A 26,131-nucleotide genomic window follows, 5' to 3' on the forward strand; every position below is an offset into this window, starting at 1 on the left:
CTTTTTTAGAGCGCATTCAAGTCGGTTGTGTACAGCGAAATACCCAGTGACGTGCTAAGGCTGACAGTGCCCTCGGCGTCCTCTTCGACGGAAAACAGCAGAAACTCTCGACGATCGGTGAGGCCGGTGTCGCGGGCGTACAGCATCGAACGGTGCTCGACGCTGTAGGACTCTTCGGGATTGATCACCTGTTCAGTCATCGCCACCAGTTCTGTCTGGCCAGCCTCGCTGCCCCACACGCGCGCGTATTCAACGCCGTTGTGGGTGTAGGTCGGCAAGCCGATAGGGCTCTGTGGCCCGGCCAGCCGTCGCAGTTCCGCTTCGCTGCTGATGGTGACGTAACTCAAGTAGTTGAACAGGATCACCGACTCGACCTGACCGGCGATGTCGCCCGTGGTGTGCACCTGCAGCCAGTAATCCTCGTCATTCATGTAGTAGCGAGACAGCCAGGTGGACTGGCCGAGGTCAACGGTGCCGTTGCTCCAGATTTCCTGGGCGCCGGGGATGACCACCGAGGTTTTCTCATCGAGCAACAATTTCAGGGTCGCGTCGAATATCACGCCTTTGCCCGGCGCCAGGCCCAGCGGGCCGGTGACCGGCACGGCCAGTTTCGATTCGGTATTCGCATTCGGGGCTTCAAGCCCCATCAACTGTTTAAGCCATCCCATGGGAGATTTCCTTGAGGCGGGTGGAGGCGATATAGAAGAGTTCGCCGCCTTCAACGCGTGTGGCGCTGGGCGGGTTGATCGACGGTTGCTGGGCACCTTTGGCGCGATAGCCGATGAGGGTGGCGTTGTGGCGTTCTTTCATCTGCGTGTACAGATCGCCGAACGTGGCTTCAAATGCCTCGGGCAATCTCATCAAGTATTGGGTGGCGCCCTGGCCCACGCACAGCAGTTCATTGATAACCACGGACGAGCCCGGGTCCTGAGAGGCGCGCACCAGCATCTCGATGGCCATGCTTGAAGTGCATTCCAGGCGGGGCGCATAGGAGCTGGCGAGTGCGGCAATTTCACTTTCATTGAAGTGGGCGACGACGTGCCCCACAGGGTTCAATTGATTCACCGCCAGCACGGTGGCCAGCGTCAGGTCGTCGGACGGGGTTCGCACCAGCACGCGCTCGGCACCGGGCACACCTGCGCGCAGTAATAACGCGGTGGAGGACAGGCTTTCACCGCGGATAAATGCCGCTTTGCCTGGCATCGGGTTTTCTTCGAGGGTGCAGTCACAGATGACGATCAGGTTGTCGTTCGAGGTTTCGTCCTGAAGCAACAACTCGATGACTCGCTCGCTGGACGCGCCCTCCCAGCCAATGAGCACCGTGTGGCCGACCTTGCCGGTGAAATCACCTTTGCCCTTCATGCCTTTTCTCCATGCATCGATAACGCTGGTGGTGGTTTTTCCGATGGCTGCCGTGAGCAGCGCAATGCCCCCGAGCATGATCCAGGTGGCCACGAAAATTCGCCCGGCGGAAGTCTGCGGCGCGAGGTCGCCATAGCCGACAGTGAGCGTGGTGGTGAGGTAGAAGTAAATAAACGTGGCGGCTGCGGTGAGGTGTTGCTCGCCCAGAAGTATCAGGCCCAGGTACGCCGTGCTCAGGTGAACACCCAAGGCGATGACCAGCCCTGCCCAACCGAAACGGTGAAAGAGAGAGGAGGCATACATGCGCAACAAAAGGAAAATCGACATTTCGCCCCTGACTCCCTGGGTACCTGGTTCCTGACGCCGTCACCTCAACGTCGGGAGGCTCAAGTGCGTTCAGCCGGCATTAAACCTGCTGCGCGGCGTGGAGAGAAGTACCTTGGCTGCAATAAATCCGGCGAACGCCCCAAAAAGATGGCCTTCGAAGGAAACACCCTGACGCGGCAGGAAACCGAAGACCAGGCCGCCATACAACAGCGCCACCACACCGGCCGTGATCAGGTTGCCCCAGCTCCTGTGAAACCAGGCGCGCGACAACAAGTAGGCCCACAGCCCGAACACCCAGCCGCTGGCACCGATGTGTACGCCGGAAAAACCAAACAGCCAGACCAGCGAGCCGCCCAGCAGAATGATGATCGTGCTGACGGTAACGAACCGGTTGAACCCTTCGATAATCACCAGGGTGCCCAGTACCAGAAAGGCAATCAGGTTCGCGCTCAGGTGAGCAAAAGACCCATGCAAAAACGGCGAGGTAAGAATGCCGAACAGCCCTTGCACCGTTCTCGGGATCAGGCCGAAGGCCATCAGGCTGTAGCCGGTCGCCACGTTGAACAGTTGCAGTGCAACCATCAACAGGGCCAGGCCTGCGATTGTCTTGAAACCCTTGAGGGCGTCCATCCTGACCTCGATATAAAAAAGGAAGGGCCGAGAATAGGCCCCTCCTGTTGCGGCTTTATTTACTCAGCCGACTTTTGCTTCAGGCGTTCCAGAATCGCATTGGCGCTGCCGGTGTCCGGCGTGATGCCGGCCTCGCGCAGTTTGCGCTCCAGATCAGTACCCGTCGAAGCCTCAGCCAATTCGTCCTGGGCTTGCAGCTCAGCGGCGCGCTGCTGTTGCTTGGCTTGCAAACGGTTGAGCGTACCGACGGCGGTTTCCAGCTTGCCGTTGGCACCGCCACTGGCGATGGACGCGCTGACCTGAGCCTTTTGTACGCTTTCGCGCGCCTTGGCCATGTCCACTTGCTGACGCAGGCTTTTGATCCGGCTTTCGGCCTTGGTGATGTCCTTGCGCATGCTCTCAGCGTAACCACCGAATTCGGTGGTCTGCTTTTGCTCGGTGTCGCGCTCGTTGGTCAGGGTCGAAATGGCTTCGGCGACTTCCAGTGCGAGGTCTTCTCGATTGGCCTGGATGGCGGCCATCGCCTTGGACTCGAGGTCCTTGATTTTGGCGTCGTACTCGCCAACGCGATCATTGGCCAGTTTGTGCTTGGCCATGATGCTGACCAGCTCACGCTTGGCATTGGCCAGCGCGGTGTCGGCGTCACGAATTTCCTGGTCAAGGATGCGCAGGGCCTGTTGATCAACGATTGATTCGCCGACTTCGCTGGCACCGCCACGCAGCGCGGTGAACAATTTGCTCCAGATGGACTGAGTCATTGGATACTCCCGAATACTTAATTGAAGAAACGTTCGAAGGCTTCGCTCGCGCGCTGCACGTTGTCGACCAGGGTTTTCACCTCGGTCACGATGTTGGTCAGGCTGGAGTCGGAGCTCAATGCGCCGAACATGTTGTAAACCACTTGCCCGTTTGGCATGGACTCGATGCCGATCGATGACAGCGGGAACATTTCCCGGCTGCGCAGCACGGCGTCGTTGAACGCCGTTACGTCGTTGATCGACTCGACGTCCACCAGCACGGTGTCGACGATGATTTGCTCGCCCACCACGGCGATGTAAATCGGCAAGCCACCGAAGTCGTTCATTTCCAGCTTGATGCTGGACTCGGAGCCTTGAACCAGAGAAAGCGTAATGTCATTGGAGACCACGTCGTCCAGGGCCTGCAGCGCGCTGAAGAGGCGATCGATATTCCAGTTGGTACCTGCGCTCATGAAATTCTCCGACATGAATGAGCCAGCCAGAATCGGCTGGCGAAGCTGTTTCTCCATCTGCTTGAGCAGGCTTCGGTTTTCGGGAAGCACCCAAGTCTCGTGTTTCACATAACCGGCAGCCGCCAGGCCCGCGCGCATCTGCTTCATATAAAAGCTCGACGGTTTTTTCGCGGACGGCTTCAAGCGCTCTCCCTGAAGGCTTGCTGAATCGGTCTCGGGCCCTTCCGACGGGCTCGATGGAGAGCTGCTTTTCATGTACTGACCTCGTTGTGAAAAACTCACGCGTGAGAAAATCTACAGGCAATTCTGGAAAGGCTCAATAGCTCACGCGTGAGATTTTTTGTCTTACTTTTATTCTGATTGTCTCCTATGAGTTGACGGTATTACTCATCAGAGCCGATTTATCCTCCTGAGCCCACCCATTAATCTGTGCCCATGTTGAAAGCAACGCCAAACCCACTTAAACAAAAAAGGATTCAACCATGAGCACTCCAACCAACAGCCGCCTGAACAAAGACGACGCCATCGTGTTGCTGGTCGACCACCAGACCGGCCTGATTTCCCTGGTGCAGGACTTCTCGCCCAACGAGTTCAAGAACAACGTATTGGCCCTGGCTGACCTGGCCAAGTTCTTCAACCTGCCGACCATCCTCACCACCAGTTTCGAGCAAGGCCCCAATGGCCCGCTGGTACCGGAGCTGAAGGAAATATTCCCGGACGCGCCGTACATCGCTCGCCCTGGCCAGATCAATGCCTGGGACAACGAAGACTTCGTCAAGGCGGTCAAGGCCACCGGGCGCAAGCAGATCATCATTGCCGGCGTGGTCACGGACGTGTGCGTGGCGTTTCCGACGCTGTCAGCACTGGCGGAAGGGTTTGAAGTCTTTGTGGTGACCGACGCCTCGGGCACCTTCAACACCACGGTGCAACAAGCGGCGTGGAGCCGGATGACGCAGGCCGGTGCGCAACTGATGAACTGGTTTTCGGTGGCGTGTGAGTTGCAAGGCGACTGGCGCAACGATATGGAAGGCTTGGGCAATCTGTTGTCCCAGCGTATCCCGAACTATCGCAACCTGATGAACGGTTACGCGGCGCTGACCGCACGTCAGAACTAAGCCACACCCCGCTCTACAACAAGCCTGCGCTGATGCGCGGGCTTTTTTGCGTGGGCCGGTATTACTCCATCAACGTTCTAAAATGGTGACCGCCGTTGTGAATTGTTGTGAAGGCTTTGCGAATTGGTGAATGCCCCGTGCTAAGTTCCAAATCACCTTGATTCACAGCGTTCACCTACAGCCGCTGAGCAACTAGCGGCAGGTTCTTGTTATTGACTAATTAGTTCCGGGCACTTGCCCGGGAAGTTGTAGAGCCCTGTTCGCATTAAAAGAATAAACACGTTTAGACGCGTGCTGGCGGCGCTTTCGGCGCGACAATTAACTCAGGAGAATGACCATGGTAGCGAAGGTAGAACCCACCCCAAAGGACGCCACGGGCACTGATAAAACCACGGTCGCTGCCTGGGAAAAGTCCGTTAAAAACGCCGCCACGACGCCCAAAACCAAGCCGACGGATGAGCTGGGCAAAGGCCAGAAACGCCCCGAAGGGGATACCCGCTCGGCAGAGCAAATCATCAAGGACACGCCGCTGCTCGCCCAACTGGGCAATCAAAGCGGAGTGAAGGACAACCTGAAGAAACAAGTCGGTGATTATGAAAAAGACGCCGACGCGGCCTATCGCGCCTCCAAGGTAGTGGAGCACGTCGAATACATCGACGAAAACGGCAAGCTCACTGATGGCGAGAATGTCGGCAACAACAGCATCGACGGGTTTACCAAGGACGGCGAAGCCCGGCATGGCACCGAGGCCGGCCGCCTGCAGGACTTCGGCAAGTACGGTTACTCCAGCCTGCGCGGCGAGGTGGTGAAGTCGGACCTGGGCGACCAACAAAAACGCCCCGACGGCGACACGCGCTCGGCCAAGGAAATTATCGACGCTACCCCCCTGCTGAAAAACCTCGGCAACCAAAGCGATGTGAAGGAAAACCTGAAGAAACAGGTCGGTGATTTCGAGAACGATGCCGACGCCGCCTACCGCGCCACCCAGGTGCTGGAACATGTGGTCAGCCTTGATGAAAACGGCAAGATGCTGACCGGCTACGACGCCCGGGACAAAGACAACGACAAGATCGATGGCTTCACCTCCAAAAAACAAGCCCGCCACGGCACCGAGGCCGGGCGCTTGCAGGACTTCGGCAAATACGGTTATTCCAGCCTCAAGGGCGACCTGGTTCACGTCAAAGACAAAACCCATACCGACAAGGCCGCGCCGCCGGATGAGCCTCAGGACGTGCAGGCCTTGCGTGACAAATACAACATCCCGACCTTTGGCGCCGAAGGCTTGATGGACATGGAGCTGCCCAACGACAAGACCGTGGGTGGCCAAACTGCCGAGAACTTCGTGCAGGCCATCCGTGATGACATCAAGAGCGGCAAGCTGACCGAAGACTCGGACGAAGCGAAGATCGTCAAGTTGATGGACGCCCAGGCGGCGCTCGACACTGGTTACGATCTTTACGGTTATGCAGAGAGCATTAACCTGGGCAGCGGCACTTACCGTGAGACCGATAAGAGCCCGACCAAACTGAATGGCAAAGACGTCAAGGAAATGGTCGATGAGGACAAACTCGCCAAAGAAATTTCCACTCTTATGGGCAAAGAAGGCATTAAGGACCGTTACGACGCTGAACTAAAGAAAAGTGTCGGCAGCTTGTCCGAAGAGCGTTTGAGTGAAGTCCGCGAGCAAGTATTCCCTGCACTGTTCAAGGACGGTACCCGTGATGCCAACTTGAACTTTGAAGAGTACGTGATTGCCATGAACGATTCAGGTGATCCGAAAAAGTCCGAAACGGCGGAGTTGGACGTAGACCGGTATTTCGAGTCGCTGCGCATCCTGGAACCGGACAGCTACACGGCGCGCCGTCAGACGTTCGACCAGAACATGATGACGCACCAACTCAACACCTACATGGAAAACCCCGACAAGGTGTCGCCGGAAAATGCCGAAAGCGGGCTGAAAGCCACGTTCACCATGGTCAAGGGCGGTATCAACGCCACGCTGGGCGCCCTGGACAAGGGCGACAAAGCGTACGACATGTACAAAAAGATGAAGGATGAAATCGACATCCTTGATGGCCATATCAAAGGGCTGACCCCGGGGGAAAACAAACAGATCTCCGCGGCCATTCGGATCGCGGCGGCCAGCGGCGACCCGAAAGCCATCGACAAGATCGTCGATACTCAACTGAAAGGCCTGGGTGCCAACCGCGAAGCGGCCGCCGGTTCCTTGAAGACGATGCTGCACACCGCCAGCTCCACCGGCGGGCTGAGTGCCATGGCCGGCACGATGAGCCTGGTCAGCGGCGCCCTGCAGCTCGCCAATGGCGGCGGCAACATGACCGACGACCAGAAAATCGCTGCCGCGAAAGACCTGGTTTCCGGTTTGAGCTTTACCAATGACTTCCTCAAGTTCGGTTCGAACATTGTGGAAACCCTGGGTGGCACAAAAACCTATGACCCTGCCGTGGACACAGACGGTAAAGGCCCGCCCAAAATCAAAGCCACTGAATGGCTCGGCCTGATCGATGAGAACCTGCCGGATATCTGGGGCAAGAAAGCCACTGAAAAATCTGACGCACTGGCCGCTTCCATCAGTACCCAAGTGAAGGAATCTTCCGAAACCCTCAAGAAACTCGACGTGGGCAACCTGTCGGCCGATGAGGTTAAGGAGTACGACAACGCTGCCAAGTCCTTAGGTGAACAGATGGGCGTCAAGGACATCCCCGGCAAAGGAACCCCGGCTTCAAAATCCGAAATTGCAATCGCTTCCGGGCGCTCGTTCCTGCGTTTTATGGGGGGCTCCGGCCTGGATTTGACCGGCGGCGTGATGGACATCGTTTCCGGCGCGCGCAAACTGAAAAATGCCAAGACCGCACTGGAAAAAACCGACGCCGCCTTCACACTGGGTGGGGGTGCATCCGGTACCGGTATGGCCATTTCCAACACGATCTCGATGTTCGCCCCCAAAGGCGCCCACCTGGCAGGGAAACTGGCCGGTGATGTTGCCTCGACCGTTATACGCGGGCTCGCCATGGGCGCCCGTATTGCTGGGCCGGTTTTCGCCGTGGCAGGTGTGATCTTCGGGATTGCAGGCACCCTGATTGCCGAGGCGGTCGAGCACGCCAAAATGCAAAAGCTCACCGATTCCCAAGGCCAGTTCTTCAAGGACCTCGCTGCCGCCGGCGTGACCAAGGACGACTGGGGCGACAAGCTCGAATACGCCCGCTACGCCAGCTACATGTACGGCGGCCGGGACACGCCGGACGACAAGTCGATGTTCGAATATCAGTCGGACGAGTGGAAACACTTCAAGGAGTCCGAAGACAAAAAAGGCAGCTCGCTGGCACGCCTGGCGCCTCACCTGCACAAAGACGGCGACCCCGAGAGCAAAAACCTGTGGGAGAAATTCCTCGCAGGCGGCACCAGCTCCAGCGGCCCGCATGGCAGTGAACGCCACACCGATGACTGGCGGCCTTGGGGCAGTACGGATATGGATACGGGGAGCAAGAAACCGGCTTGATGCGCATATCGTGAGTTGCGTGTAAACGCCGTACCTGTGGCGAAGGAGCTTGCTCCCGTTGGACTGCGTAGCAGTCCCATCTTTGGGGCCGCTTCGCGGCCCAGCGGGAGCAAGCTCCCTCGCCACAGGTATCGCTTTGACCTTCGCTAACCCGCCAACTCCCGTTCAATCTGTTCAATGCTTGGCAAACTTGTTTGCAGCTCCGCAGGCAAAGACTCCACCAACTGATATTCCGCAACGCCGATAGGTCGATTGTTATCGCGCAATGCGTATTCAGCGACCACTTCATTTTTGCCCTTGCACAGCAGCAGGCCAATCGTCGGCCCATCCTGCGGATGTTTGAGCTGGGCATCCACAGCTGCAAGGTAGAAACCCAACTTGCCCAAGTGTTCTGGCTTGAATTTTCCTGCCTTGAGTTCGATGACGACATAGCAACGCAGCTTCAAGTGATAGAACAGCAGGTCAACGAAGAACTCATCACCGCCCACATTCAGCAGCACCTGCCGGCCGACGAAGGCGAACCCGGCGCCCAATTCCAACAGAAAGTCGGTGACGTGTTTGATCAGCGCGTTTTCTATGTCGCGCTCCTGCGCATCCAGGGCGAGGCTGAGAAAGTCAAAGCGATAAGGGTCTTTCAGCGACTCCCGCGCCAGGTCTGATTGGGGTTTGGGAAGATGACTTTCAAAGTTGCTGACTGCCTTGCCACTGCGTTCCAAGAGGCGGCTTTCGATGTGCATCACAAGTGTGTTACGGGACCAGTTGTGTTCGATCGCCTGAGCAATGTACCAACGCCGGGTTTCCGGGCCGGGGAGTTTGTCCAGGAGAGCTAGCTGGTGGTACCACGGCAATTGTGCAAGCACCCCTTGCACAAATTCCGAGGCCGGCCACGCCTCGGCAAAAGACCTCATGTATTTGAGGTTACGTGGCGAGAAGCCTTTCATTTTGGGAAACGCTGCACGTAGATCCTGAGAGAGACGATCAATAACCTTGCTACCCCAACCCTGCTCACCCTGGCGGGTCAAAATATCGTTGCCAATTTGCCAGTAGAGCAACACCAGCTCACGGTTAACCGCCAGCGTCGCACGCTGCTGGGCTGTGTGGATGCGGAATTTAAGGTCACTCAGCCAATCGCTGTACCCCGCAGGAGGCGCGCTCAAGCCGATGGAGGTTTCACTCATGCCAGTTTCACTCTTGAGTTCGTGGCGTGGGCTTCGCTCTACACACCGCAAAACCCGATCATTGAAGGGGCAGGCTAGTCACGTACCTTTGCGGCCACAAGGCGCTACAAGCGCTCCAGGAATAGCCTTCCACGACTTACGGAATCGTCCTGCTGGCACTTGAAACCTTCCCCCGGAATTTCAAATTGCACAAAAAATATAAATTGGACATAAATTCCATATCCAACTAGTGTCGTGCTTCTGCCCCGTCCACTTTCAGGAACGCGCCATGGCCACCCTTCCCGATTTCAAGCTTGAAACCTACTTTTCCAAGTGGGAGTTTTCTGCGCGTTATCACATGACCGCTTCCGATGCCCAAAGCCTGACGATCAAGGAGTTGCTGGCGATGGCGGACGCGGATGACCGGGAGGCATTCGAGAATCTGTCCCTGGGCTACACACAAACCTGGGGCCCGCCCGCGTTGCTGGAGGTGATTGCCTCGACGTACGAGCGCCTTAAACCCAAGGACCTGCTGTGTTTTGCCGGCGCCGAGGAAGGCCTGTACGTGGCCATGCACGCGCTGCTCGATGCGGGCGACCACGCGATTGTGGTGACGCCCAATTATCAGTCGGCGGAAACCATCCCGCTGAGCATTTGCGAAGTGTCCGGCGTGGCACTGGACCCGGCGCACAACTGGACGCTGGACATTGATGCGGTGGCCGCTGCGATTCGGCCGAACACCAGGCTGATTTCCATCAACTTCCCCCATAACCCTACCGGCAAGATCCTGGAGCGCGAGCGCTTCGATCAATTGGTGGCGCTGTGTCGCCAACACGGGATTTATCTGTTCAGCGATGAGGCGTATCGCCTGCTGGGTCTTGGCGAGCAGTTGCCGGCGGTGGCGGATGTGTATGAACGCGGGGTGTCGCTGGCGGTGATGTCCAAGCCGTACGGCTTGCCGGGCCTGCGAATTGGCTGGATCGCCTGTCAGGATCGTGAGCTGCTGCAGCGCATGGAGCGTATGAAACATTACCTGTCGATCTGCAATTCGGGGCCGAGCGAGGTGCTGTCGATCATTGCGCTGAAGGCGCGGGAGAAGATCCTTGCGCGCATTCATCAATTGATGCGCCACAACCTGGGCTTGCTCGACGGCTTTTTCGCCGAGTTCGCCGAGCAGTTTGAGTGGTCCCACCCGGATGGCGGTTGCATCGCCTACCCGCGCTACCTGGGCGCGGAAGGGGTCGAGGTGTTCTGCAATGAGCTGGTTGAACGCACTGGCGTGCTGTTGCTGCCGTCGAGTATTTATCACTCGGAGTTGGGGCCGGTGCCGCAGGACCGATTCCGTATCGGCTACGGCCGCGCACACATGGAAGAAGGCCTGGGCGTGTTCGCCGATTACCTGCGGGAGCGCAGTTGATGAGCCCGGTGCCACTGGCGGTTTACGGGCTCAGCGAGTTGCGCACCGCGATGCTGCGCAAAGAGATGCTGCAAGCCGTGGAACAGGCACTGATCAGCCACGCCGACGGGCGCATCGTCGCACCGCCGCCGGGGGTGTTGCTGTTTGAAAACCCGCCGGGGGACTGTCATATCAAGGCCGGTTACGCGAAGGACGGTTCGGTGTTTGTGGTCAAACTGGCCATGGGGTTTTACAACAACCCGTCACGCGGCCTCGAGACCAATAACGGACTGGTGCTGGTGTTTGATTCCCACACCGGCAAGACCCTGGCCATACTCAATGACGAAGGCTGGCTGACCAGTTGGCGCACCGCCGCAGCCGGCGCCCTGGCGGCGCGAGCGGGCGCGCCTTCACGGGTAAGCGCATTGGGGATTATCGGCAGCGGCCACCAGGCTGAACTGCAAGCGCGCTGGGCCTGTGAGTTGCTCGGGATCGAGCGCGTGGTGATCTGGGGGCGCAGCGCAGAAAAGGCGCAGCACCTGGCCAGGAGCCTTGCGCATCACGGCCTGAAAGCACAAGCCGCCGACAGCGTCGAAGGCGTTTTCGCACAGTGCAATCTGGTGATTACCTGCACACCCTCATCGGAAGCGCTGGTCCCGTCCGCCGTGGTCCGCGCCGGCACGCATATCGTCGCCCTCGGTGCCGACAGCCCGGGCAAACAGGAGCTCGACCCCGCCTTGCTGCAACGGGCGCGCGTATTGATGACCGACGACCGCGCCCAATGCCTGGACCATGGCGAAATGAGCCACGCAGTAAAAGCCGGTTTGATTACCGACCACGCCGACGTTTCCCTCGGTGACGTGCTGGCCGGCAAAGCCTGCGGGCGTTTCAGCGACGACGACCTGACCATTGCCGACCTGACCGGCCTCGCCGCCCAGGACGTCGCGTTGGCAACACTCGCAGTAGAACGGATGCAGGCCGCACACTGACAACCGTTTAGGCGCTTGCGTACAATCGCCTTTCCTTTTTCCGGCGCCCGGTTACCCCATGGTCGATATCGCGTTTATCAAGGCAACCGCCGACGGCATCGCCGCCCTGCTCTATCCCGACCTGGAAGCCGTGGTGCATGACCTGCGCAGCGGGCGCATTGCCCACATCGCCAACGGCTTCTCAAGGCGCCAGGTCGGCGATGAATCGCTGATCACCGATCTGCCGGAACTGGCCGCCGGGCCGGACGTGGTCGGCCCCTATGAAAAGACCGGCCCCAACAGCCGCAAACTGCGCTCGATCACCCTGGTGGCGCGGGGTGAAAACGCGGAGCCGCACACGCTGCTGTGCCTGAATTTCGACGTGACCGCGCTGGCCCAGGTGCAGAAACTGATCAGCGGTTTTGCCATCGGCCAGCAGTCCCAGGCACGCCCCGAGTCGTTGTTCAGCGGCGATTGGCGGGAAAAGCTCAATGAGATTGTTGATGCCATCGCAGCCTCCAACAGCCTGAAGCCGAACGATTTTGGCCGTGCAGAAATCATCCAGGTGCTGGTGCAGGCGCGCGAGCATGGGCTGCTGGATGTGCGTAATTTTGTCGACTACGTTGGCGACTACTTCAAGATTTCCCGTGCCAGTGTTTACAACTATTTGCGGGCTGCGGCGACGCGATAGCCAGCGTGACGTTCTTGTCGACGCACGTATACGTCCCCTTTAGCCTGAAAGACCAGTGAGCCGAATGGAATGGTTAATCGGCTCATTCGGTGAGCCGAATAACTATTCCATTCGGCTCACGTCCTTGCGAAACCACCCCGCTCATTTGCCCCAATCCCCCATGTCTGCTAGTGTCGCGCCGGTTTACCGTCTACCGGAATAGCCGCCATGGCCCGCAAAAAAGTTGCACTCGATTTCGAACAATCCCTCGCCGACCTGCAAACTCTGGTCGAGCGTCTGGAGAACGGCGAGTTATCGCTGGAAGACTCGTTGACAGCGTTTGAGCAGGGCATCGGCCTGACCCGCGACTGCCAGAGCGCGCTCGCGCAGGCAGAGCAGAAGGTGCAAGTGCTGCTGGAACGTGACGGGGAGTTAGCCGAAGAGCCTTTCGATGCGGAACAGCCGGAATGATCGACGCGTATCAGGCCAGTAGCCAAGCCCGGGTCAATGCGGCGTTGGAACCCTTGTTTGTTGCGCCGAGCCCGGAAATGAATCGCCTCTACGCGGCCATGCGCTACAGCGTGATGAATGGCGGCAAACGCGTGCGTCCATTGCTGGCGTATGCCGCGTGCGAAGCCCTCGGTGCGCCGGCCGAAGAGGCGAATGGCGCTGCCTGTGCTGTGGAGCTGATTCACGCCTATTCCCTGGTACATGACGATTTGCCGGCCATGGACGATGACGATCTGCGTCGCGGCCAGCCCACCACCCATAAAGCCTTTGATGAAGCCTATGCGATTCTGGCCGGCGACGGCCTGCAAAGCCTGGCGTTCAGCGCATTGCTGGACCCGAGCCTGAGCAGCGTCAACGCCGACACTCGCCTGCGCATGCTGACCAAACTGGCTCACGCGGCGGGCCCGGCGGGTATGGTCGGCGGCCAAGCGATCGACATGGGTTCGGTCAGCCTCAAGCTGGATCAGCCCGCCCTCGAACACATGCATCGCCACAAGACCGGCGCACTGATTGAAGCCTCGGTGGAACTGGGCGCACTGGCCAGCGGCCGCGCTACCGCCGCGCAATTGGCGGCCTTGCAGACCTACTCCCGGGCCGTCGGCCTGGCGTTTCAGGTGCAAGACGACATTCTCGACGTAGAAAGTGACACCGCCACCCTGGGCAAACGCCAGGGCGCCGATATCGCACGGGACAAACCGACTTATCCTGCGTTGCTCGGGCTGGACGCCGCCAAGGCCTATGCGCTGCAATTGCGTGATCAAGCGCTGGACGCGCTGCGACTTTTCGACGCAGCGGCCGAGCCATTGCGTGACCTGGCGCGGTATATCGTCGAACGTCGCCACTGATCACGGCGGCTATTACAGCCGCATATCGGCCAAGTTCGGCGCTCTGCGTGGGCAGTTTGCAATGCTTGAGGTAAACTGCCGCCTCTTCTATACCTATAACGATTCGCCTGATGCCCACGACGTTTCAAGAGATTCCCCGCAAACGCCCGTCCACGCCCCTGCTCGACCGTGCTGCCACGCCGGACGGCCTGCGTCGACTGGGTGAAGCCGAGCTGGAAACCCTGGCCGATGAGTTGCGCCTGGAATTGCTCTACACGGTCGGCCAGACCGGTGGGCATTTCGGTGCCGGCTTGGGCGTCATCGAGCTGACTATCGCCCTGCATTACGTGTTCGACACCCCGGACGACCGGCTGGTGTGGGACGTGGGCCATCAGGCGTATCCGCATAAAATCCTCACGGGCCGCCGCGAGCGCATGGGCACCCTGCGCCAGAAGGACGGCCTGGCCGCCTTCCCGCGTCGTTCCGAGAGTGAGTACGACACCTTTGGCGTCGGCCACTCCAGCACCTCCATCAGTGCCGCACTGGGCATGGCGATTGCCGCCCGTCTGCAAGGCAGCGAGCGCAAGGCGATTGCGGTGATCGGGGACGGCGCGCTGACTGCCGGTATGGCCTTCGAAGCGCTGAACCATGCGCCGGAAGTGGACGCCAACATGTTGGTGATCCTTAACGACAACGACATGTCGATTTCGCGCAACGTGGGCGGTTTGTCCAATTACCTGGCCAAAATCCTCTCCAGCCGCACGTATGCCAGCATGCGTGAAGGCAGCAAGAAGGTGCTCTCGCGTCTGCCCGGCGCGTGGGAAATTGCCCGGCGTACCGAAGAATATGCCAAGGGCATGCTGGTACCCGGCACCCTGTTTGAAGAGTTGGGCTGGAACTACATCGGCCCGATCGACGGCCACGACCTGCCCACCCTGATCGCCACGCTGCGCAACATGCGTGACCTCAAAGGCCCGCAGTTCCTGCACATCGTCACCAAGAAAGGCAAAGGCTTCGCCCCGGCAGAAGTCGACCCGATCGGTTACCACGCCATCACCAAGCTTGAACCTGTGGACGCTCCTGCCGCCGCGCCGAAAAAAGCCAGCGGGCCGAAGTATTCCGGCGTATTTGGCGAATGGCTGTGCGACATGGCCGCCGCCGACCCGCGCCTGGTGGGCATTACCCCGGCGATGAAGGAAGGTTCGGACCTGGTGGCGTTCAGCGAGCGTTTCCCGCTGCGCTACTTCGACGTGGCGATTGCCGAGCAGCACGCCGTCACATTCGCTGCCGGCATGGCCTGCGAAGGCGCCAAGCCGGTGGTGGCGATCTACTCCACCTTCCTGCAGCGCGGCTATGACCAACTGGTGCATGACGTGGCGGTGCAGAACCTCGACGTGCTGTTCGCCATCGACCGCGCCGGTTTGGTCGGTGAAGACGGCCCGACGCATGCTGGCAGTTTCGACTTGTCCTACCTGCGTTGCATCCCCGGCATGCTGGTGATGACGCCGAGCGACGAAAACGAACTGCGCAAGATGCTCAGCACCGGCCACCTCTATAACGGCCCGGCCGCCGTGCGCTACCCGCGTGGCAATGGCCCGAATGCAGTGATCGAGAAGGACCTTGAGCCTATCGAGATTGGCAAGGGCATCGTGCGTCGCCAAGGCAGCAAAACTGCATTCCTGGTATTCGGCGTGCAACTGGCCGAAGCGCTGAAAGTCGCCGAAAAGATCGACGCCACCGTGGTCGACATGCGTTTCGTCAAACCGCTGGATGAAGCGCTGGCACGCGAAATCGCCGCTAGCCACGAGCTGCTGGTGACCGTCGAAGAAAACGCCATCATGGGCGGCGCCGGCGCGGCAGTCAGTGAGTTCCTGGCGCGGGAGAACATCCTCAAGTCAGTGCTGCACCTGGGCTTGCCGGATGTGTACGTCGAACACGCCAAGCCGGCGCAGATGCTGGCTGAGTGCGGGCTGGATGAAGCCGGGATTGAGGCTTCGGTGCGCGAGCGCATGACGCTGCTGGGCCTGTAACCCGGCCTCCCGGTAGAAACTGGATCAACCTGTGGGAGCTGGCTTGCCTGCGATAGCATCACCTCGGTGTTACTGAAACACCGAGGTGGCTGCATCGCAGGCAAGCCAGCTCCCACATATGTTTTGTATTGCTGCTAAATGCTATGGACAGCCCATGCCCCGCCTGCGCCTCGCCCTGCCCCTGCTGTTACTCCCCGCCGCCGACCTGCTGGCCGACACCTTCGAGCGCGACGACGCCCTGAAGCTTCCCGACGTGGTCATCAGCGCCAACCGCCAGGTCCAGGCACGCAACGACAGCAGTGCCGCCAGCACCGTGTTCACCCGCGACGACATCGACCGCCTGCAACCCACCAGCGTGACCGACCTGCTCAGCCGCGTCCCCGGCGTTCAAGTGGCGCAAACCGGCGGGCGCGGCAGTTTGCCGGGGATCTTCATCCGTGGCACCAAGACCGCCCAGAGCTTGGTGCTGGTGGATGGCCAGCGCATCGCCAATGCCACCTCGGGCGACAGCGGGTTGCAGTATTTGAGCGTCGATCAGATTGAGCGGGTTGAAGTGCTGCGCGGCTCACGCTCGGTCATCTACGGCAGTGATGCGATTGGCGGGGTGATCCAGATTTTCACTCGGCGTAATGCACAGGCGGGTATTCACCCGCGCCTGCACCTGGGCTTTGGCAGCAACCAGACCTGGGAACGCAGCCTGGGCGTATCAGGCGGCGATGAGCGCACCCGCTTCAACCTGGGTGCCAGCCTGGATGACACGGCCGGCATCAACTCCACGCACGAATCATTTCCCAGCGACGGCGACCATGACGCCTACCGCAATCAATCGATCAGCTTGAACCTCAGCCATGCCTTCAGCGATGAACTGGAGGCGGGTTTCAATTTGTTGGATAACCGCGGCAAGTCGGAGTACGACAACAGCTTCGGCCGCTACGACTTCGCCACGGAGCAAAGTGTTGGGCAAAAACCCTACACCGACTACACCGTCAGTAGCGCCAGTGGTTATGTCGACGCCAAGCTCAATGAGCGCTGGCAGTCGCGTCTGGAACTGGGCCACAGCGAGAACCGCGACACCAAGCGCGACACGCTCAGTGATGACTTCAGCGTGTTCAACACCTACCGCGACTCGGTCAACTGGCAAAACGACCTGACGCTGAATGACCAGAACAGCCTGATCCTCGGCGGCGACTGGTATGAAGACCGCTTCCACGGCTCTACCGCCTTTACCGAAAACAGCCGCTGGAACCGCGCTGCCTTTGTACAGCATCGCTTCCATGGTGAATGGTTCTCCACAGAACTGGGCCTGCGCCGCGATCAGAATCAGCAGTTCGGCAGCCAAAACAGTTGGAGCGGCACGCTCACGTTGCCGATCAACCCGGACAATGACCTGTTGCTGAGCTACAGCGAAGGCTTCCGCGCGCCCACCTTCAACGACCTTTATTACCCGGACACGCAGTACAGCAACCCGAACCTGAAACCTGAGACATCCAAGAGCTACGAGCTGCAGTGGCGCAGCCAGTTGAGTGACAGCACGCGCCTGGAAGCTTCTCTGTATCGCACGAACTTGAGCGACGCGATCATCCTCGACAGCACCAGCAAACCGCAAAACGTGGCGTCGGCGCGCATCAACGGCTTTGAGGCGGCGCTCAAACAGGAACTGTTCGGTTGGCAGGGCAACCTGGGCTTATCGCTGATTGACCCGCGCGACCGTGATACCGGCCACACCCTGGCCCGCCGCGCGCGGCGCACCTTGAGCCTCGACCTCGACCGGCAATTCAACAAGCTGGGGGTAGGTGCAAGCTGGCAGGCAATCAGCAGCAGCTATGACGCTGAGGACAATCGCAATCGCCTGGGCGGTTATGCCGTGTTGGGGCTGCGCAGCAGTTGGGCGTTGAACCGGGAGGTTTTGCTGTCGGTTAAGGTCGATAATCTGCTGGACAAGACTTACTCCCGCGCGATGTATAACTATCAGGATCCGAACTTCCAGAACAATCAGAACTACCGCGAAGAGGGTCGGGTGTGGATGTTTGGGGTCACTTGGACACCCGAAATCTGAATGGGCAGTACCGGCCTCATCGCAGGCAAGCCAGCTCCCACATTTGATCTGTGAATACATTCAAAAAGGTGGGAGCTGGCTTGCCTGCGAAAGCGGTCTCACAGGTCAGGCGATATCACCTGACACAACCGCGCCACCGCCTCCACCATCTGCCCACTGGGCCGCTCCAGACCTTTGTCGGGCACCAGCCGCACCCGCGCCGCCATCGCTGGCCAGACCTTCCAGTCCTCCTTCTGGGCCTGGTCGCCCACCAGAATCACCTCGGGATCCCGCTGCAGCACCGACTCAATGCTGACCTGCGGCGCAGGCAACTCAAGGTCATCGAACACATTGCGCGCCCCGCACACCGTCAGCGCATCGCTGATGATTTGCCCACCACCCACGGTGTACAGCGGCTGGTTCCACACTTGGTAAAACACCCGCAACGGCTCAGCGCGCTGATAACGCTGGCGCAGTTCGGCCAGGCGTTGGCGCAACTGCGCAGCCAATTGCCGGCCAGCTTCCTGGCGCCCCAATTGCTCGGCAATAGCCTGCACCTGAGTAGTGAGCTGCTCAAGGCTATGGGGTTCGGCGACGTAAACCGGGATATTCAGACGCTGTAACTGTTCGCGCTGGGCCGGGCCGACGCTGCCGGGCCACAGCAGTATGAGGTCGGGCTTGAGGCTGAGCAGGCGTTCCATGTTCAACTGGCCGTAATGGCCCACCGATGGGACGTTCGCCAATGCCGCCGGCCGATCGCCGCCATCGAGCACGCCCACGAGCCTGTCGGTAGCACCCAGTTCCACCACGATTTCAGACAGCGACGGCGCCAGGCTGACCACGCGTTCCGCCGCTAAGGCATGAGCGCTGAATGCCAGCAGCAGAATCGCCCGCCAGTGACGCATCATCCCAACTGACGCGGGATGCGGTAGAGGTAAAACAGCACCAGCGTCGACAGCGCCAGCAGAAACAGAGGCACTGCCTCGAGGCCGACAAACACCGCCAGCGCGCCGATCCAGGCCGGCAGCGCGGCCACCAGCAGCGCCGTGCGCCGACGGGCCGCCAGAGTAATCCAGGCAGCCGGTTCTTCAGGGGTATCGAGGGCTTTTGAAGTGGCGATCAGCGCGTGTTTATAGCCGTGAAAATAGCGCAGGCTCAAAAACATCGAGGCCACGCCGGCGATAAAGAACGGCATGGCCAATACGGGAAGCAGCGGCTCAGCCTGGCCAAACACCAGGTTGAGCACGAACAGCGGGAGCAATGCCAGGGCCAGGTACTGCCACCAGTTGAAGGACAGTCGCCGTTTCACCTGGCCACGGGTCACGCGCGGTCGACCTCGCCCTGATGCTCGTTGCCCATCATATGGTCGAGCTTGCTGGCTTTGGTGGCCAGGTACAGTTTGTTGTGCGGGTTGTGCCCGGTGTGCAACGGCACACGCTCGGCCACGGTGATGCCCATTTCGGTCAAGGCTTTGACCTTGCGCGGGTTGTTGGTCATCAGGCGCAGGGATTTAACCCCCAGGTGCTCCAGCATCGGCAGGCAGATCGCGTAATCGCGCTGGTCGGCAGCGAAACCCAGACGCTCGTTGGCTTCCACGGTGTCGGCGCCGCCGTCTTGCAGCTCGTAGGCGCGGATCTTGTTCATCAGGCCAATGCCACGGCCTTCCTGACGCAAGTACAGCAACACGCCTCGGCCTTCACGGGCGATGGCGCGCATGGCGGCTTCCAGCTGCGAACCGCAGTCACAGCGCTGGCTGAACAGTGCGTCGCCAGTCAGGCACTCGGAATGCACGCGGCCCAGCACCGGCGCGCCATCAGCGATGTCGCCCAGGCTGAGCACAACGTGCTCGCGGCCGGTGGCTTCTTCGAGAAAGCCGTTCATGGTGAACGTGGCAAAAGGGGTAGGCAGCTTGGAAGCGGCGACGAAAACGACGGGCACCGTGTGCTCCTGATTTCAGATTTCACAGAGGGCGTCATTGTAACAGCAGGTTCCTACAGACGCTTAAGCTGAATTATCGCTGATAAAGATCAATAGGTTCGATTGGCCTTCGTCCCGGTTCTATGCAGGTCAGAACGGATACGGCTGTTTCCAGTGCTCGAAAATGGGTTTGAGTTCGCCACTTTTGATCAGGGCCGCCAAACGCTGGTCGTACACCGCCATCAATGCACGCCCGCGATCGGTGTCGGCAAAACCCACGTACAGCGGCAGCTCGGCGATGTGAGTGAGCTTGAATTGCGCGGGGTCGTCCGACTGGCTCAATACGTAGTTGGCTTCGGTCAGCGCATCGATGTAGAAGTCCGCCCGGCCGTGCTGCAGCATCGGCAGAATTCCATCGCGGCGCTCGACCTGGTTAAAGCGGCGCACATTTGGCAAGTACTCCTCGTACTTGTAGCCGCGCACCCAGGCCAGGCGGTAGTTGCCCAACGTGGCGATGCTCGGCGTCGGGCCTGTTGCAAGGCCAAGGGCGTAGATGTGGTCGGAATCGAAATTCCAGCGCGGGTACAGCACGTCGCTGGCTTCGTCGCGGTAGGAACCAACCCAGCCGTCCACCTCACCGCGCTGGGCCAGGCCGACCGAGCGGGTATACGGCACGCTGCGGGTTTGCACGGTGATACCCGCCGGCTCGAACACCTGGCGCAATACATCCCAGGCCAGGCCGCTGCCGTCTTTGTTGGTGTAGTCGTTCCACTCCTCACTGGCCAGCATGACCTTGCCAGGGACTTGGGTTTCTTCCGCCTGCACCAGCGAAACGACTGCACACAACCCGACCAGCAGCCAGCGGCGCACATCCATAGCGGCAACCTCCTACAGCACAAGAACCTATAGAGGGTAGCGCAGCTCTGCGAATCAGGGCGTCTCGCGAAAATGCTGATAGCCGCGCACGGCCGGGGTGATGTCCTGCCCGTCGGCATCGAGCAGCGTCACGCCCTGCCCGGCCTCCACCCGGCCGATCACATGGATTGGCCAGCCAGCAGCCAGCAACGGCGCCAGTTCGGCAGGCGGCAAGGTGAACGCCAACACGTAGTCGTCGCCCCCGCTCAACGCGGCCACACGGGCCTCGTCATCGCCGACAAACGCCAGCAATGCCGCTGACAGGGGCAATTTCTGCCGCTCGACAAACAGGCTGACAGCCGATGCCTTGGCGATATGCCCGCAATCAGCCAACAGCCCGTCGGAGATATCCAGCGCAGCCGTTGCCTTGCCCCGCAACGCCAGGCCCAACGCCAACTGCGGTTGCGGCGACCAGTAATGCGCCAGCAACGGCTCGGCGATTGCGGCGTCAGCGCTGCGCTGGCCCAACACCAACGGCAAGGCGCCGGCGGCATCGCCCAGTTCACCGCCCACACACAGCAAATCACCCGGCTGTGCGCCGCTGCGCGTCAACGCCTGCCCGGCGGGCACGCGGCCAAACACGGTCAGGGTCAGGCTCAACGGCCCGCGCGTGGTGTCGCCGCCGATCAAGCCTACGCCGCAGCTTTGCGCCATGGCGTTCAAACCCTGGGCATAGCGTTGCAGCCAATCGGCATCGACCGTCGGGGTGGTGAGTGCAAGGGTAAATGCGAGGGGGTTGGCGCCCATGGCGGCCAAGTCGCTGACTGCCACCGCCAGCGAGCGCTGGCCGAGCAGAAAGGGATCGCAGGGGTCGGCGAAATGCACGCCGGCCACCAGAGTATCGGTAGAAATGGCCAGCTGCTCCCCGGCGGGGAGTGCCAGCAAGGCGCAGTCGTCGCCGATCCCCAGTGCAATGCCCTCGCCGCCTTGCGCACAGGGCGCGGCGGCGAAGAACTGGCGGATCAGCTCAAACTCGCCCATTCAGCGCTTGTACGCTTTCACTTCAGCTTCACGCAGGCGCGGGGCCAGTTTGTCGAGCACGCCGTTGACGAACTTGTGGCCGTCGGTCGAACCGTAGACTTTCGCCAGTTCGATGCCTTCGTTGATCACCACGCGGTACGGCACGTCGACGCGATACAGCAGTTCCCAGGTAGACAGGCGCATGACGCACAGTTCAACCGGGTCCAACTCTTCGATGGTCAGGTCCAGCCAAGGCGCCAGAGCCGTGTCGATCTCGCTCAGGTGCGCATACACACCGTGCAGGATGTCGTGGAAGTACGGCAGGTCGGCGAAGGTAAAGTCGTTATCGACGCGAAACTGTGCTTCGATTTCGTTCAGCGATGCACCGGCCATCTGACGCTGATACAGCGCCTGAGTCGCCAATTGGCGGGCAGCGCGACGCTTCTCGTTCTTGGACGGTTTGCCGGCGTCGGCTGGACGCTCGTCGCGCGGGTTGAAACGATCGCTCTCGTCGGAAATCATTTGGCCTCCAGTTGCGACAGCAGGCTAACCATTTCCAGGGCGGACAAGGCGGCTTCAGCGCCTTTGTTACCGGCCTTGGTGCCGGAACGCTCGATGGCTTGCTCGATGGAATCCACGGTCAGTACGCCGAAAGCGACCGGCACGCCAAACTCCATGGACACCTGGGCCAGGCCCTTGGTGCATTCGCCCGCCACGTATTCGAAGTGCGGAGTGCCGCCACGAATGACCGCGCCGAGGGCGATGATTGCTGCGTATTCACCCTGCTGTGCAACTTTTTGCGCAACCAGTGGAATTTCGAAGGCGCCAGGGGCACGGATCAGGGTGATATCGCTTTCGCTCACACCGTGGCGAACCAGGGCGTCCACGGCACCGCTCACCAGGCTTTCAACCACGAAACTGTTGAAGCGGCCAACTACGAGGGCGTAGCGGCCTTTGGGGGCGATGAAGGTACCTTCGATGGTCTTCAGGGTCATTCGACAAATCTCTTAAAGAGCAGGGACGCGAAAAGTGCGTCCCTCAGTGATGTTTTTACCGCGAACAAGGCGCAACAATCGCCAGCCTTTATTCGGAGGGCACGTATTCTACAACTTCCAGATCGAAACCGGATATCGCATTAAATTTCATTGGCGCACTCATCAGGCGCATTTTGCGCACGCCGAGGTCACGCAGGATCTGCGAACCGGCACCGACGATGCTGTAGGTGGTCGGTGTTTTGACCTGAGTGTGCTCGGCCGTTTCGCGAATATGCGCGAGCAACACGTCGCCATCCACCGGGTTACCGAGCAACAACACCACACCGCTACCTGCCGCGGAAACCGCAGCCATGGCGGCGCGCAGGCTCCAGCGGCCGGGTTGCTTGACCATCAGCAGGTCACGCAAAGGGTCCATATTGTGCACGCGCACCAGGGTCGGCTCTTCGGCACAAATGCTGCCCAGGGTCAGCGCCATGTGCACGTCGCCTTCCACTGAATCACGGTAGGTCACCAAATTGAATTGGCCCAGTTCGCTGTCCAGTGGCTGCTCGGCAATCCGCTGAACGGTACGTTCGTGGATCATGCGGTAGTGGATCAGGTCGGCAATGGTGCCGATCTTGATGCCGTGTTCGGCGGCAAAGGCTTCGAGTTCAGCGCGACGGGCCATGGTGCCGTCGTCGTTCATCACTTCGCAGATCACACCGCTCGGCTCGAAACCGGCCATGCGCGCCAGGTCGCAGGCGGCTTCGGTGTGGCCCGCGCGCGCGAGCGTGCCGCCCGGTTGGGCCATCAGCGGGAAAATGTGGCCCGGGCTGACGATGTCTTCGGCCTTGGCGTCTTTCGCGGCGGCAGCTTGCACAGTGCGCGCGCGGTCGGCGGCGGAAATACCGGTGGTGACGCCGGTGGTCGCTTCAATGGACACGGTGAACTTGGTACCAAAACCCGACCCGTTGCGCGGCGCCATCAACGGCAGCTTGAGCAGTTCGCAGCGCTCGCGGCTCATGGGCATGCAGATCAGCCCGCGGGCGTGCTTGGCCATGAAGTTGATGTGCTCAGGCTTGCACGCCTCGGCGGCCATGATGATGTCGCCTTCGTTCTCGCGGTCTTCGTCATCCATCAGGATGACCATCTTGCCTTGGCGGATGTCTTCAACCAGTTCTTCGATGCTATTGAGCGCCACGCGGCACCCCCTTGGGTCAGGATTTCAGGTAGCCGTTAGCGGCCAGAAAGCTTTCAGTGATGTTCCCGGCAGCAGGCTCTGCGGCCTTTTCGCCCAACAACAGGCGCTCCAGGTAACGGGCCAGCAAGTCCACTTCCAGGTTCACCCGGCGACCTGGCTGGTAAGACGCCATGATGGTTTCGCTGAGGGTGTGAGGAATGATGGTCAGTTCAAATTCGGCGCCATTCACGGCGTTCACGGTCAGGCTGGTGCCGTCGACGGTGATCGAGCCTTTGTGGGCGATGTACTTGGCCAGCTCTTTCGGCGCGCGGATGCGGAATTCCACGGCACGCGCGTTTTCGCTGCGAGCAACCACTTCGCCAACGCCATCAACGTGGCCGCTGACCAGGTGGCCGCCCAGGCGGGTGGTCGGCGTCAGGGCTTTTTCCAGGTTGACCGGGCTGCCGGCCGCAAGATCGTTCATCGCGGTGCAGTCGAGGGTTTCCCGGCTGACGTCGGCGGCAAAGCCGTCGCCTGGCAACTCGATGACGGTCAGGCACACGCCGCTGACGGCGATGCTGTCGCCCAGTTTGACGTCGCCGAGGTCGAGCTTGCCGGTTTCAACCAGCAGGCGCACGTCGCCGCCTTTGGGGGTCATGGCGCGGATGCTGCCGATGGATTCGATAATGCCGGTGAACATGGCCTTCTCCTGGAAAACGGGACGGGCGCTTGGGCGCCCGGTCAGAATTATACGCTCGCTGCTGGCACCGGGATGGCAGTGACTCGCCAGTCGTCGCCTACAGCGCGCATTTCAATGATCTTGAGTTGGGGGGCGTCGGCCAGTTTCTCAAGCGGCCAGTCGAGCAAAGGCCGCGCGGCGGAGCCGAGGAACTTGCCGGCGACGAATATCACGTATTCGTCCACCAGCCCTTGCTGAGCAAACGCGCCGGCGAGACTTGGGCCGGCTTCGACCAGCACTTCGTTGACGCCACGAGCGGCCAGCGCCACCAGCGCCGAACGCAGGTCGACCTGACCTTCAACGCCCGGCACTACCAGGCACTCGGGGCCACGGGGAAATTGGTTTTCCGGGGTAACGCAGGTGATCACCAATGCCGGGCCCGCCTTGAAGAACGGCGCATTGAGCGGCACACGCAGGCGGCCGTCGATCAGCACACGCAAGGGCGGGCGCGACATGGCGAGCGCGGTGGTTTCTTCATCCAAACCGAGTTCGGCGGCCCGCACGGTCAGGCGCGCGCCGTCGGCCAGCACCGTGTCGGCGCCGGTCAGCACCACGCTGGCCTCGGCGCGCAAGCGCTGCACGGCGGCGCGGGCAGCCGGGCCGGTGATCCATTGGCTTTCGCCGCTGGCCATGGCGGTGCGGCCATCCAGACTCATCGCCAGCTTGACCCGCACAAACGGCAGGCCGTGTTCCATGCGCTTGAGAAAACCCGGATTGAGTGCGCGCGCTTCTTTTTCCAGCACACCGCTGCGGATCTCGATGCCGGCCTGGGCCAGGCGCTGCATGCCGCGCCCCGCCACTTCCGGGTTCGGGTCCTGCATCCCCGCAACCACGCGCGCCACACCGGCACTCACCAGCGCATCCGCGCAAGGCGGCGTGCGGCCGTGGTGGCTGCAGGGTTCGAGGGTCACGTACACCGTGGCGCCACGCGCCTTGTCGCCCGCGGCGCGCAGGGCATTGGGCTCGGCATGCGGTTCGCCGGTGCGCACGTGCCAGCCTTCGCCGACAATCTGCCCGTCCCGCACAATCACGCAGCCGACCCGTGGGTTGGGGTGGGTGGTGTAGCGGCCCTTGCGCGCCAGTTCCAGGGCACGGGCCATGTAATGGGCGTCGAGCACAGCTTGTTCGGCAGACGAAGAATTCATTCTTTGGCAGGCTCACGGGCCAGGCGGTCGATCTCTTCGCGGAACTCGTTGAGGTCCTGGAAGCGTCGATACACCGAGGCGAAACGGATATAGGCGACTTCGTCGAGCTTTTGCAGCTCGCCCATCACCAGTTCTCCCACCACCAGGCTCTTGACCTCGCGCTCGCCGGTCGCCCGCAGCTTGTGCTTGATATGCACCAGCGCCGCCTCCAGCCGCTCGACACTCACCGGGCGTTTTTCAAGGGCGCGCTGCATACCGGCGCGCAGTTTGTCTTCGTCGAAAGGCTGGCGGCTGCCGTCGGACTTGATCAGACGTGGCAATACCAGTTCGGCGGTTTCGAAGGTGGTGAAACGCTCACCGCAGGCCAGGCATTCGCGCCGGCGACGCACTTGATCGCCCTCGGCGACCAGACGCGAGTCAATGACCTTGGTGTCGTTGGCACCGCAGAAGGGACAGTGCATGGTTGGCAGGCAACAAATAAAGGGAGGGCCATGGTAGCGCATCCCCGTGGCAAGACAAGCCATAGCCTTTGCGGTATATAGGCAGG

The 26,131-nt window shown here is 60.6% G+C and carries 26 protein-coding genes; 9 read left to right on the top strand and 17 right to left on the bottom strand.

From position 1 onward, the window contains the following. Positions 1–5: 5 nt before the first annotated feature. From BFW87_RS07630 to BFW87_RS07650, 5 genes are all read right to left on the bottom strand, one after another. Positions 6–668 (bottom strand): DUF2491 family protein, encoded by a 663-nt coding sequence (locus BFW87_RS07630; protein ID WP_078739306.1) that lies wholly within the window; start codon positions 666–668, stop codon positions 6–8. Further along, positions 655–1,689, bottom strand: coding sequence for an ion channel (locus BFW87_RS07635; protein WP_078739307.1), 1,035 nt, complete (start codon positions 1,687–1,689; stop codon positions 655–657). The genes BFW87_RS07630 and BFW87_RS07635 overlap by 14 nt, the downstream gene beginning before the upstream one ends. A gap of 69 nt (positions 1,690–1,758) precedes the next feature. After that, positions 1,759–2,319 carry a rhomboid family intramembrane serine protease gene (locus BFW87_RS07640; RefSeq protein WP_078739308.1) on the bottom strand — a complete coding sequence of 187 codons (561 nt, stop codon included), beginning with the start codon at positions 2,317–2,319 and terminating at the stop codon, positions 1,759–1,761. 59 nt (positions 2,320–2,378) lie between these two features. After that, a complete protein-coding gene (locus BFW87_RS07645; RefSeq protein ID WP_078739309.1) occupies positions 2,379–3,077 on the bottom strand; it encodes a PspA/IM30 family protein in 699 nt (232 codons plus the stop codon). 17 nt (positions 3,078–3,094) lie between these two features. After that, a complete protein-coding gene (locus BFW87_RS07650) occupies positions 3,095–3,676 on the bottom strand; it encodes a YjfI family protein (protein ID WP_176159723.1) in 582 nt (193 codons plus the stop codon). A gap of 335 nt (positions 3,677–4,011) precedes the next feature. Here BFW87_RS07650 and ycaC point away from each other — a divergent pair, with 335 nt between their 5' ends. Then, the gene (ycaC, locus tag BFW87_RS07655; protein ID WP_078739311.1) at positions 4,012–4,644 is read left to right on the top strand and encodes an isochorismate family cysteine hydrolase YcaC; all 633 of its coding nucleotides are present in this window, start codon (positions 4,012–4,014) and stop codon (positions 4,642–4,644) included. A 337-nt stretch (positions 4,645–4,981) separates the two neighbouring features. Continuing rightward, entirely contained in the window at positions 4,982–8,164 is a 3,183-nt protein-coding gene (locus BFW87_RS07660; RefSeq protein ID WP_078739312.1) for a hypothetical protein, read from the top strand. 146 nt (positions 8,165–8,310) lie between these two features. Here BFW87_RS07660 and BFW87_RS07665 read toward each other — a convergent pair whose 3' ends face one another. After that, the gene (locus BFW87_RS07665; protein WP_078739313.1) at positions 8,311–9,342 is read right to left on the bottom strand and encodes a PDDEXK nuclease domain-containing protein; all 1,032 of its coding nucleotides are present in this window, start codon (positions 9,340–9,342) and stop codon (positions 8,311–8,313) included. A 268-nt stretch (positions 9,343–9,610) separates the two neighbouring features. On the opposite strand from BFW87_RS07665, the gene BFW87_RS07670 reads away from it, so the two are divergent. The 7 genes from BFW87_RS07670 to BFW87_RS07700 all read left to right on the top strand — a co-directional run bounded on the left by BFW87_RS07670 (position 9,611) and on the right by BFW87_RS07700 (position 17,775). Next, positions 9,611–10,738, top strand: a complete 1,128-nt coding sequence (locus tag BFW87_RS07670) for an aminotransferase class I/II-fold pyridoxal phosphate-dependent enzyme (RefSeq protein WP_078739314.1) — start codon at positions 9,611–9,613, stop codon at positions 10,736–10,738. Next, a complete protein-coding gene (locus BFW87_RS07675) occupies positions 10,738–11,706 on the top strand; it encodes an ornithine cyclodeaminase family protein (RefSeq protein WP_078739315.1) in 969 nt (322 codons plus the stop codon). The genes BFW87_RS07670 and BFW87_RS07675 overlap by 1 nt, the downstream gene beginning before the upstream one ends. A 58-nt stretch (positions 11,707–11,764) precedes the next feature. Next, positions 11,765–12,376 carry a helix-turn-helix transcriptional regulator gene (locus BFW87_RS07680; RefSeq protein WP_078739316.1) on the top strand — a complete coding sequence of 204 codons (612 nt, stop codon included), beginning with the start codon at positions 11,765–11,767 and terminating at the stop codon, positions 12,374–12,376. Positions 12,377–12,583: 207 nt separating this feature from the next. Next, a complete protein-coding gene (locus BFW87_RS07685; RefSeq protein WP_003176346.1) occupies positions 12,584–12,826 on the top strand; it encodes an exodeoxyribonuclease VII small subunit in 243 nt (80 codons plus the stop codon). Beyond that, on the top strand, positions 12,823–13,710 hold the full coding sequence (locus BFW87_RS07690; protein ID WP_078739317.1) for a polyprenyl synthetase family protein: 888 nt from the start codon (positions 12,823–12,825) through the stop codon (positions 13,708–13,710). The genes BFW87_RS07685 and BFW87_RS07690 overlap by 4 nt, the downstream gene beginning before the upstream one ends. A 110-nt stretch (positions 13,711–13,820) precedes the next feature. Beyond that, on the top strand, positions 13,821–15,719 hold the full coding sequence (gene dxs / locus BFW87_RS07695) for a 1-deoxy-D-xylulose-5-phosphate synthase (protein WP_078739318.1): 1,899 nt from the start codon (positions 13,821–13,823) through the stop codon (positions 15,717–15,719). Between the two features lie 154 nt (positions 15,720–15,873). Further along, positions 15,874–17,775 (top strand): TonB-dependent receptor domain-containing protein, encoded by a 1,902-nt coding sequence (locus tag BFW87_RS07700; RefSeq protein WP_078739319.1) that lies wholly within the window; start codon positions 15,874–15,876, stop codon positions 17,773–17,775. A 98-nt stretch (positions 17,776–17,873) separates the two neighbouring features. Here BFW87_RS07700 and BFW87_RS07705 read toward each other — a convergent pair whose 3' ends face one another. The 11 genes from BFW87_RS07705 to nrdR form a co-directional block, all read right to left on the bottom strand. After that, positions 17,874–18,662 (bottom strand): cobalamin-binding protein, encoded by a 789-nt coding sequence (locus tag BFW87_RS07705; RefSeq protein WP_078739320.1) that lies wholly within the window; start codon positions 18,660–18,662, stop codon positions 17,874–17,876. Beyond that, positions 18,659–19,078: a nuclear FMR1 interacting 1 family protein gene (locus tag BFW87_RS07710; protein ID WP_078739321.1), complete on the bottom strand. Its 420-nt coding sequence runs from the start codon at positions 19,076–19,078 to the stop codon at positions 18,659–18,661. Before BFW87_RS07710 ends, BFW87_RS07705 begins: the two co-directional genes overlap by 4 nt. Continuing rightward, complete coding sequence (gene ribA / locus BFW87_RS07715; RefSeq protein ID WP_016978544.1) at positions 19,075–19,692, bottom strand: GTP cyclohydrolase II; 618 nt, start codon at positions 19,690–19,692, stop codon at positions 19,075–19,077. Before ribA ends, BFW87_RS07710 begins: the two co-directional genes overlap by 4 nt. 129 nt (positions 19,693–19,821) lie before the next feature. Further along, positions 19,822–20,547, bottom strand: coding sequence for a substrate-binding periplasmic protein (locus tag BFW87_RS07720; RefSeq protein WP_078739322.1), 726 nt, complete (start codon positions 20,545–20,547; stop codon positions 19,822–19,824). 54 nt (positions 20,548–20,601) lie between these two features. Next, positions 20,602–21,567: a thiamine-phosphate kinase gene (gene thiL, locus BFW87_RS07725; protein ID WP_078739323.1), complete on the bottom strand. Its 966-nt coding sequence runs from the start codon at positions 21,565–21,567 to the stop codon at positions 20,602–20,604. Continuing rightward, entirely contained in the window at positions 21,568–22,068 is a 501-nt protein-coding gene (nusB, locus tag BFW87_RS07730; RefSeq protein WP_078739324.1) for a transcription antitermination factor NusB, read from the bottom strand. Further along, positions 22,065–22,541, bottom strand: coding sequence for a 6,7-dimethyl-8-ribityllumazine synthase (ribH, locus tag BFW87_RS07735; RefSeq protein WP_003194576.1), 477 nt, complete (start codon positions 22,539–22,541; stop codon positions 22,065–22,067). The genes nusB and ribH overlap by 4 nt, the downstream gene beginning before the upstream one ends. An 88-nt stretch (positions 22,542–22,629) precedes the next feature. Beyond that, positions 22,630–23,721 carry a bifunctional 3,4-dihydroxy-2-butanone-4-phosphate synthase/GTP cyclohydrolase II gene (gene ribBA, locus BFW87_RS07740; RefSeq protein WP_078739325.1) on the bottom strand — a complete coding sequence of 364 codons (1,092 nt, stop codon included), beginning with the start codon at positions 23,719–23,721 and terminating at the stop codon, positions 22,630–22,632. A gap of 16 nt (positions 23,722–23,737) precedes the next feature. Then, a complete protein-coding gene (locus tag BFW87_RS07745) occupies positions 23,738–24,400 on the bottom strand; it encodes a riboflavin synthase (protein WP_078739326.1) in 663 nt (220 codons plus the stop codon). Between the two features lie 47 nt (positions 24,401–24,447). Beyond that, positions 24,448–25,584 (bottom strand): bifunctional diaminohydroxyphosphoribosylaminopyrimidine deaminase/5-amino-6-(5-phosphoribosylamino)uracil reductase RibD, encoded by a 1,137-nt coding sequence (ribD, locus tag BFW87_RS07750; RefSeq protein WP_078739327.1) that lies wholly within the window; start codon positions 25,582–25,584, stop codon positions 24,448–24,450. Continuing rightward, positions 25,581–26,045: a transcriptional regulator NrdR gene (nrdR, locus tag BFW87_RS07755; RefSeq protein WP_071485595.1), complete on the bottom strand. Its 465-nt coding sequence runs from the start codon at positions 26,043–26,045 to the stop codon at positions 25,581–25,583. Before nrdR ends, ribD begins: the two co-directional genes overlap by 4 nt. Between the last annotated feature and the right edge of the window lie 86 nt (positions 26,046–26,131).

Source organism: Pseudomonas fluorescens, assembly GCF_002022275.1.
GTDB classification, from domain to species: Bacteria; Pseudomonadota; Gammaproteobacteria; order Pseudomonadales; family Pseudomonadaceae; genus Aquipseudomonas; species Aquipseudomonas fluorescens_AJ.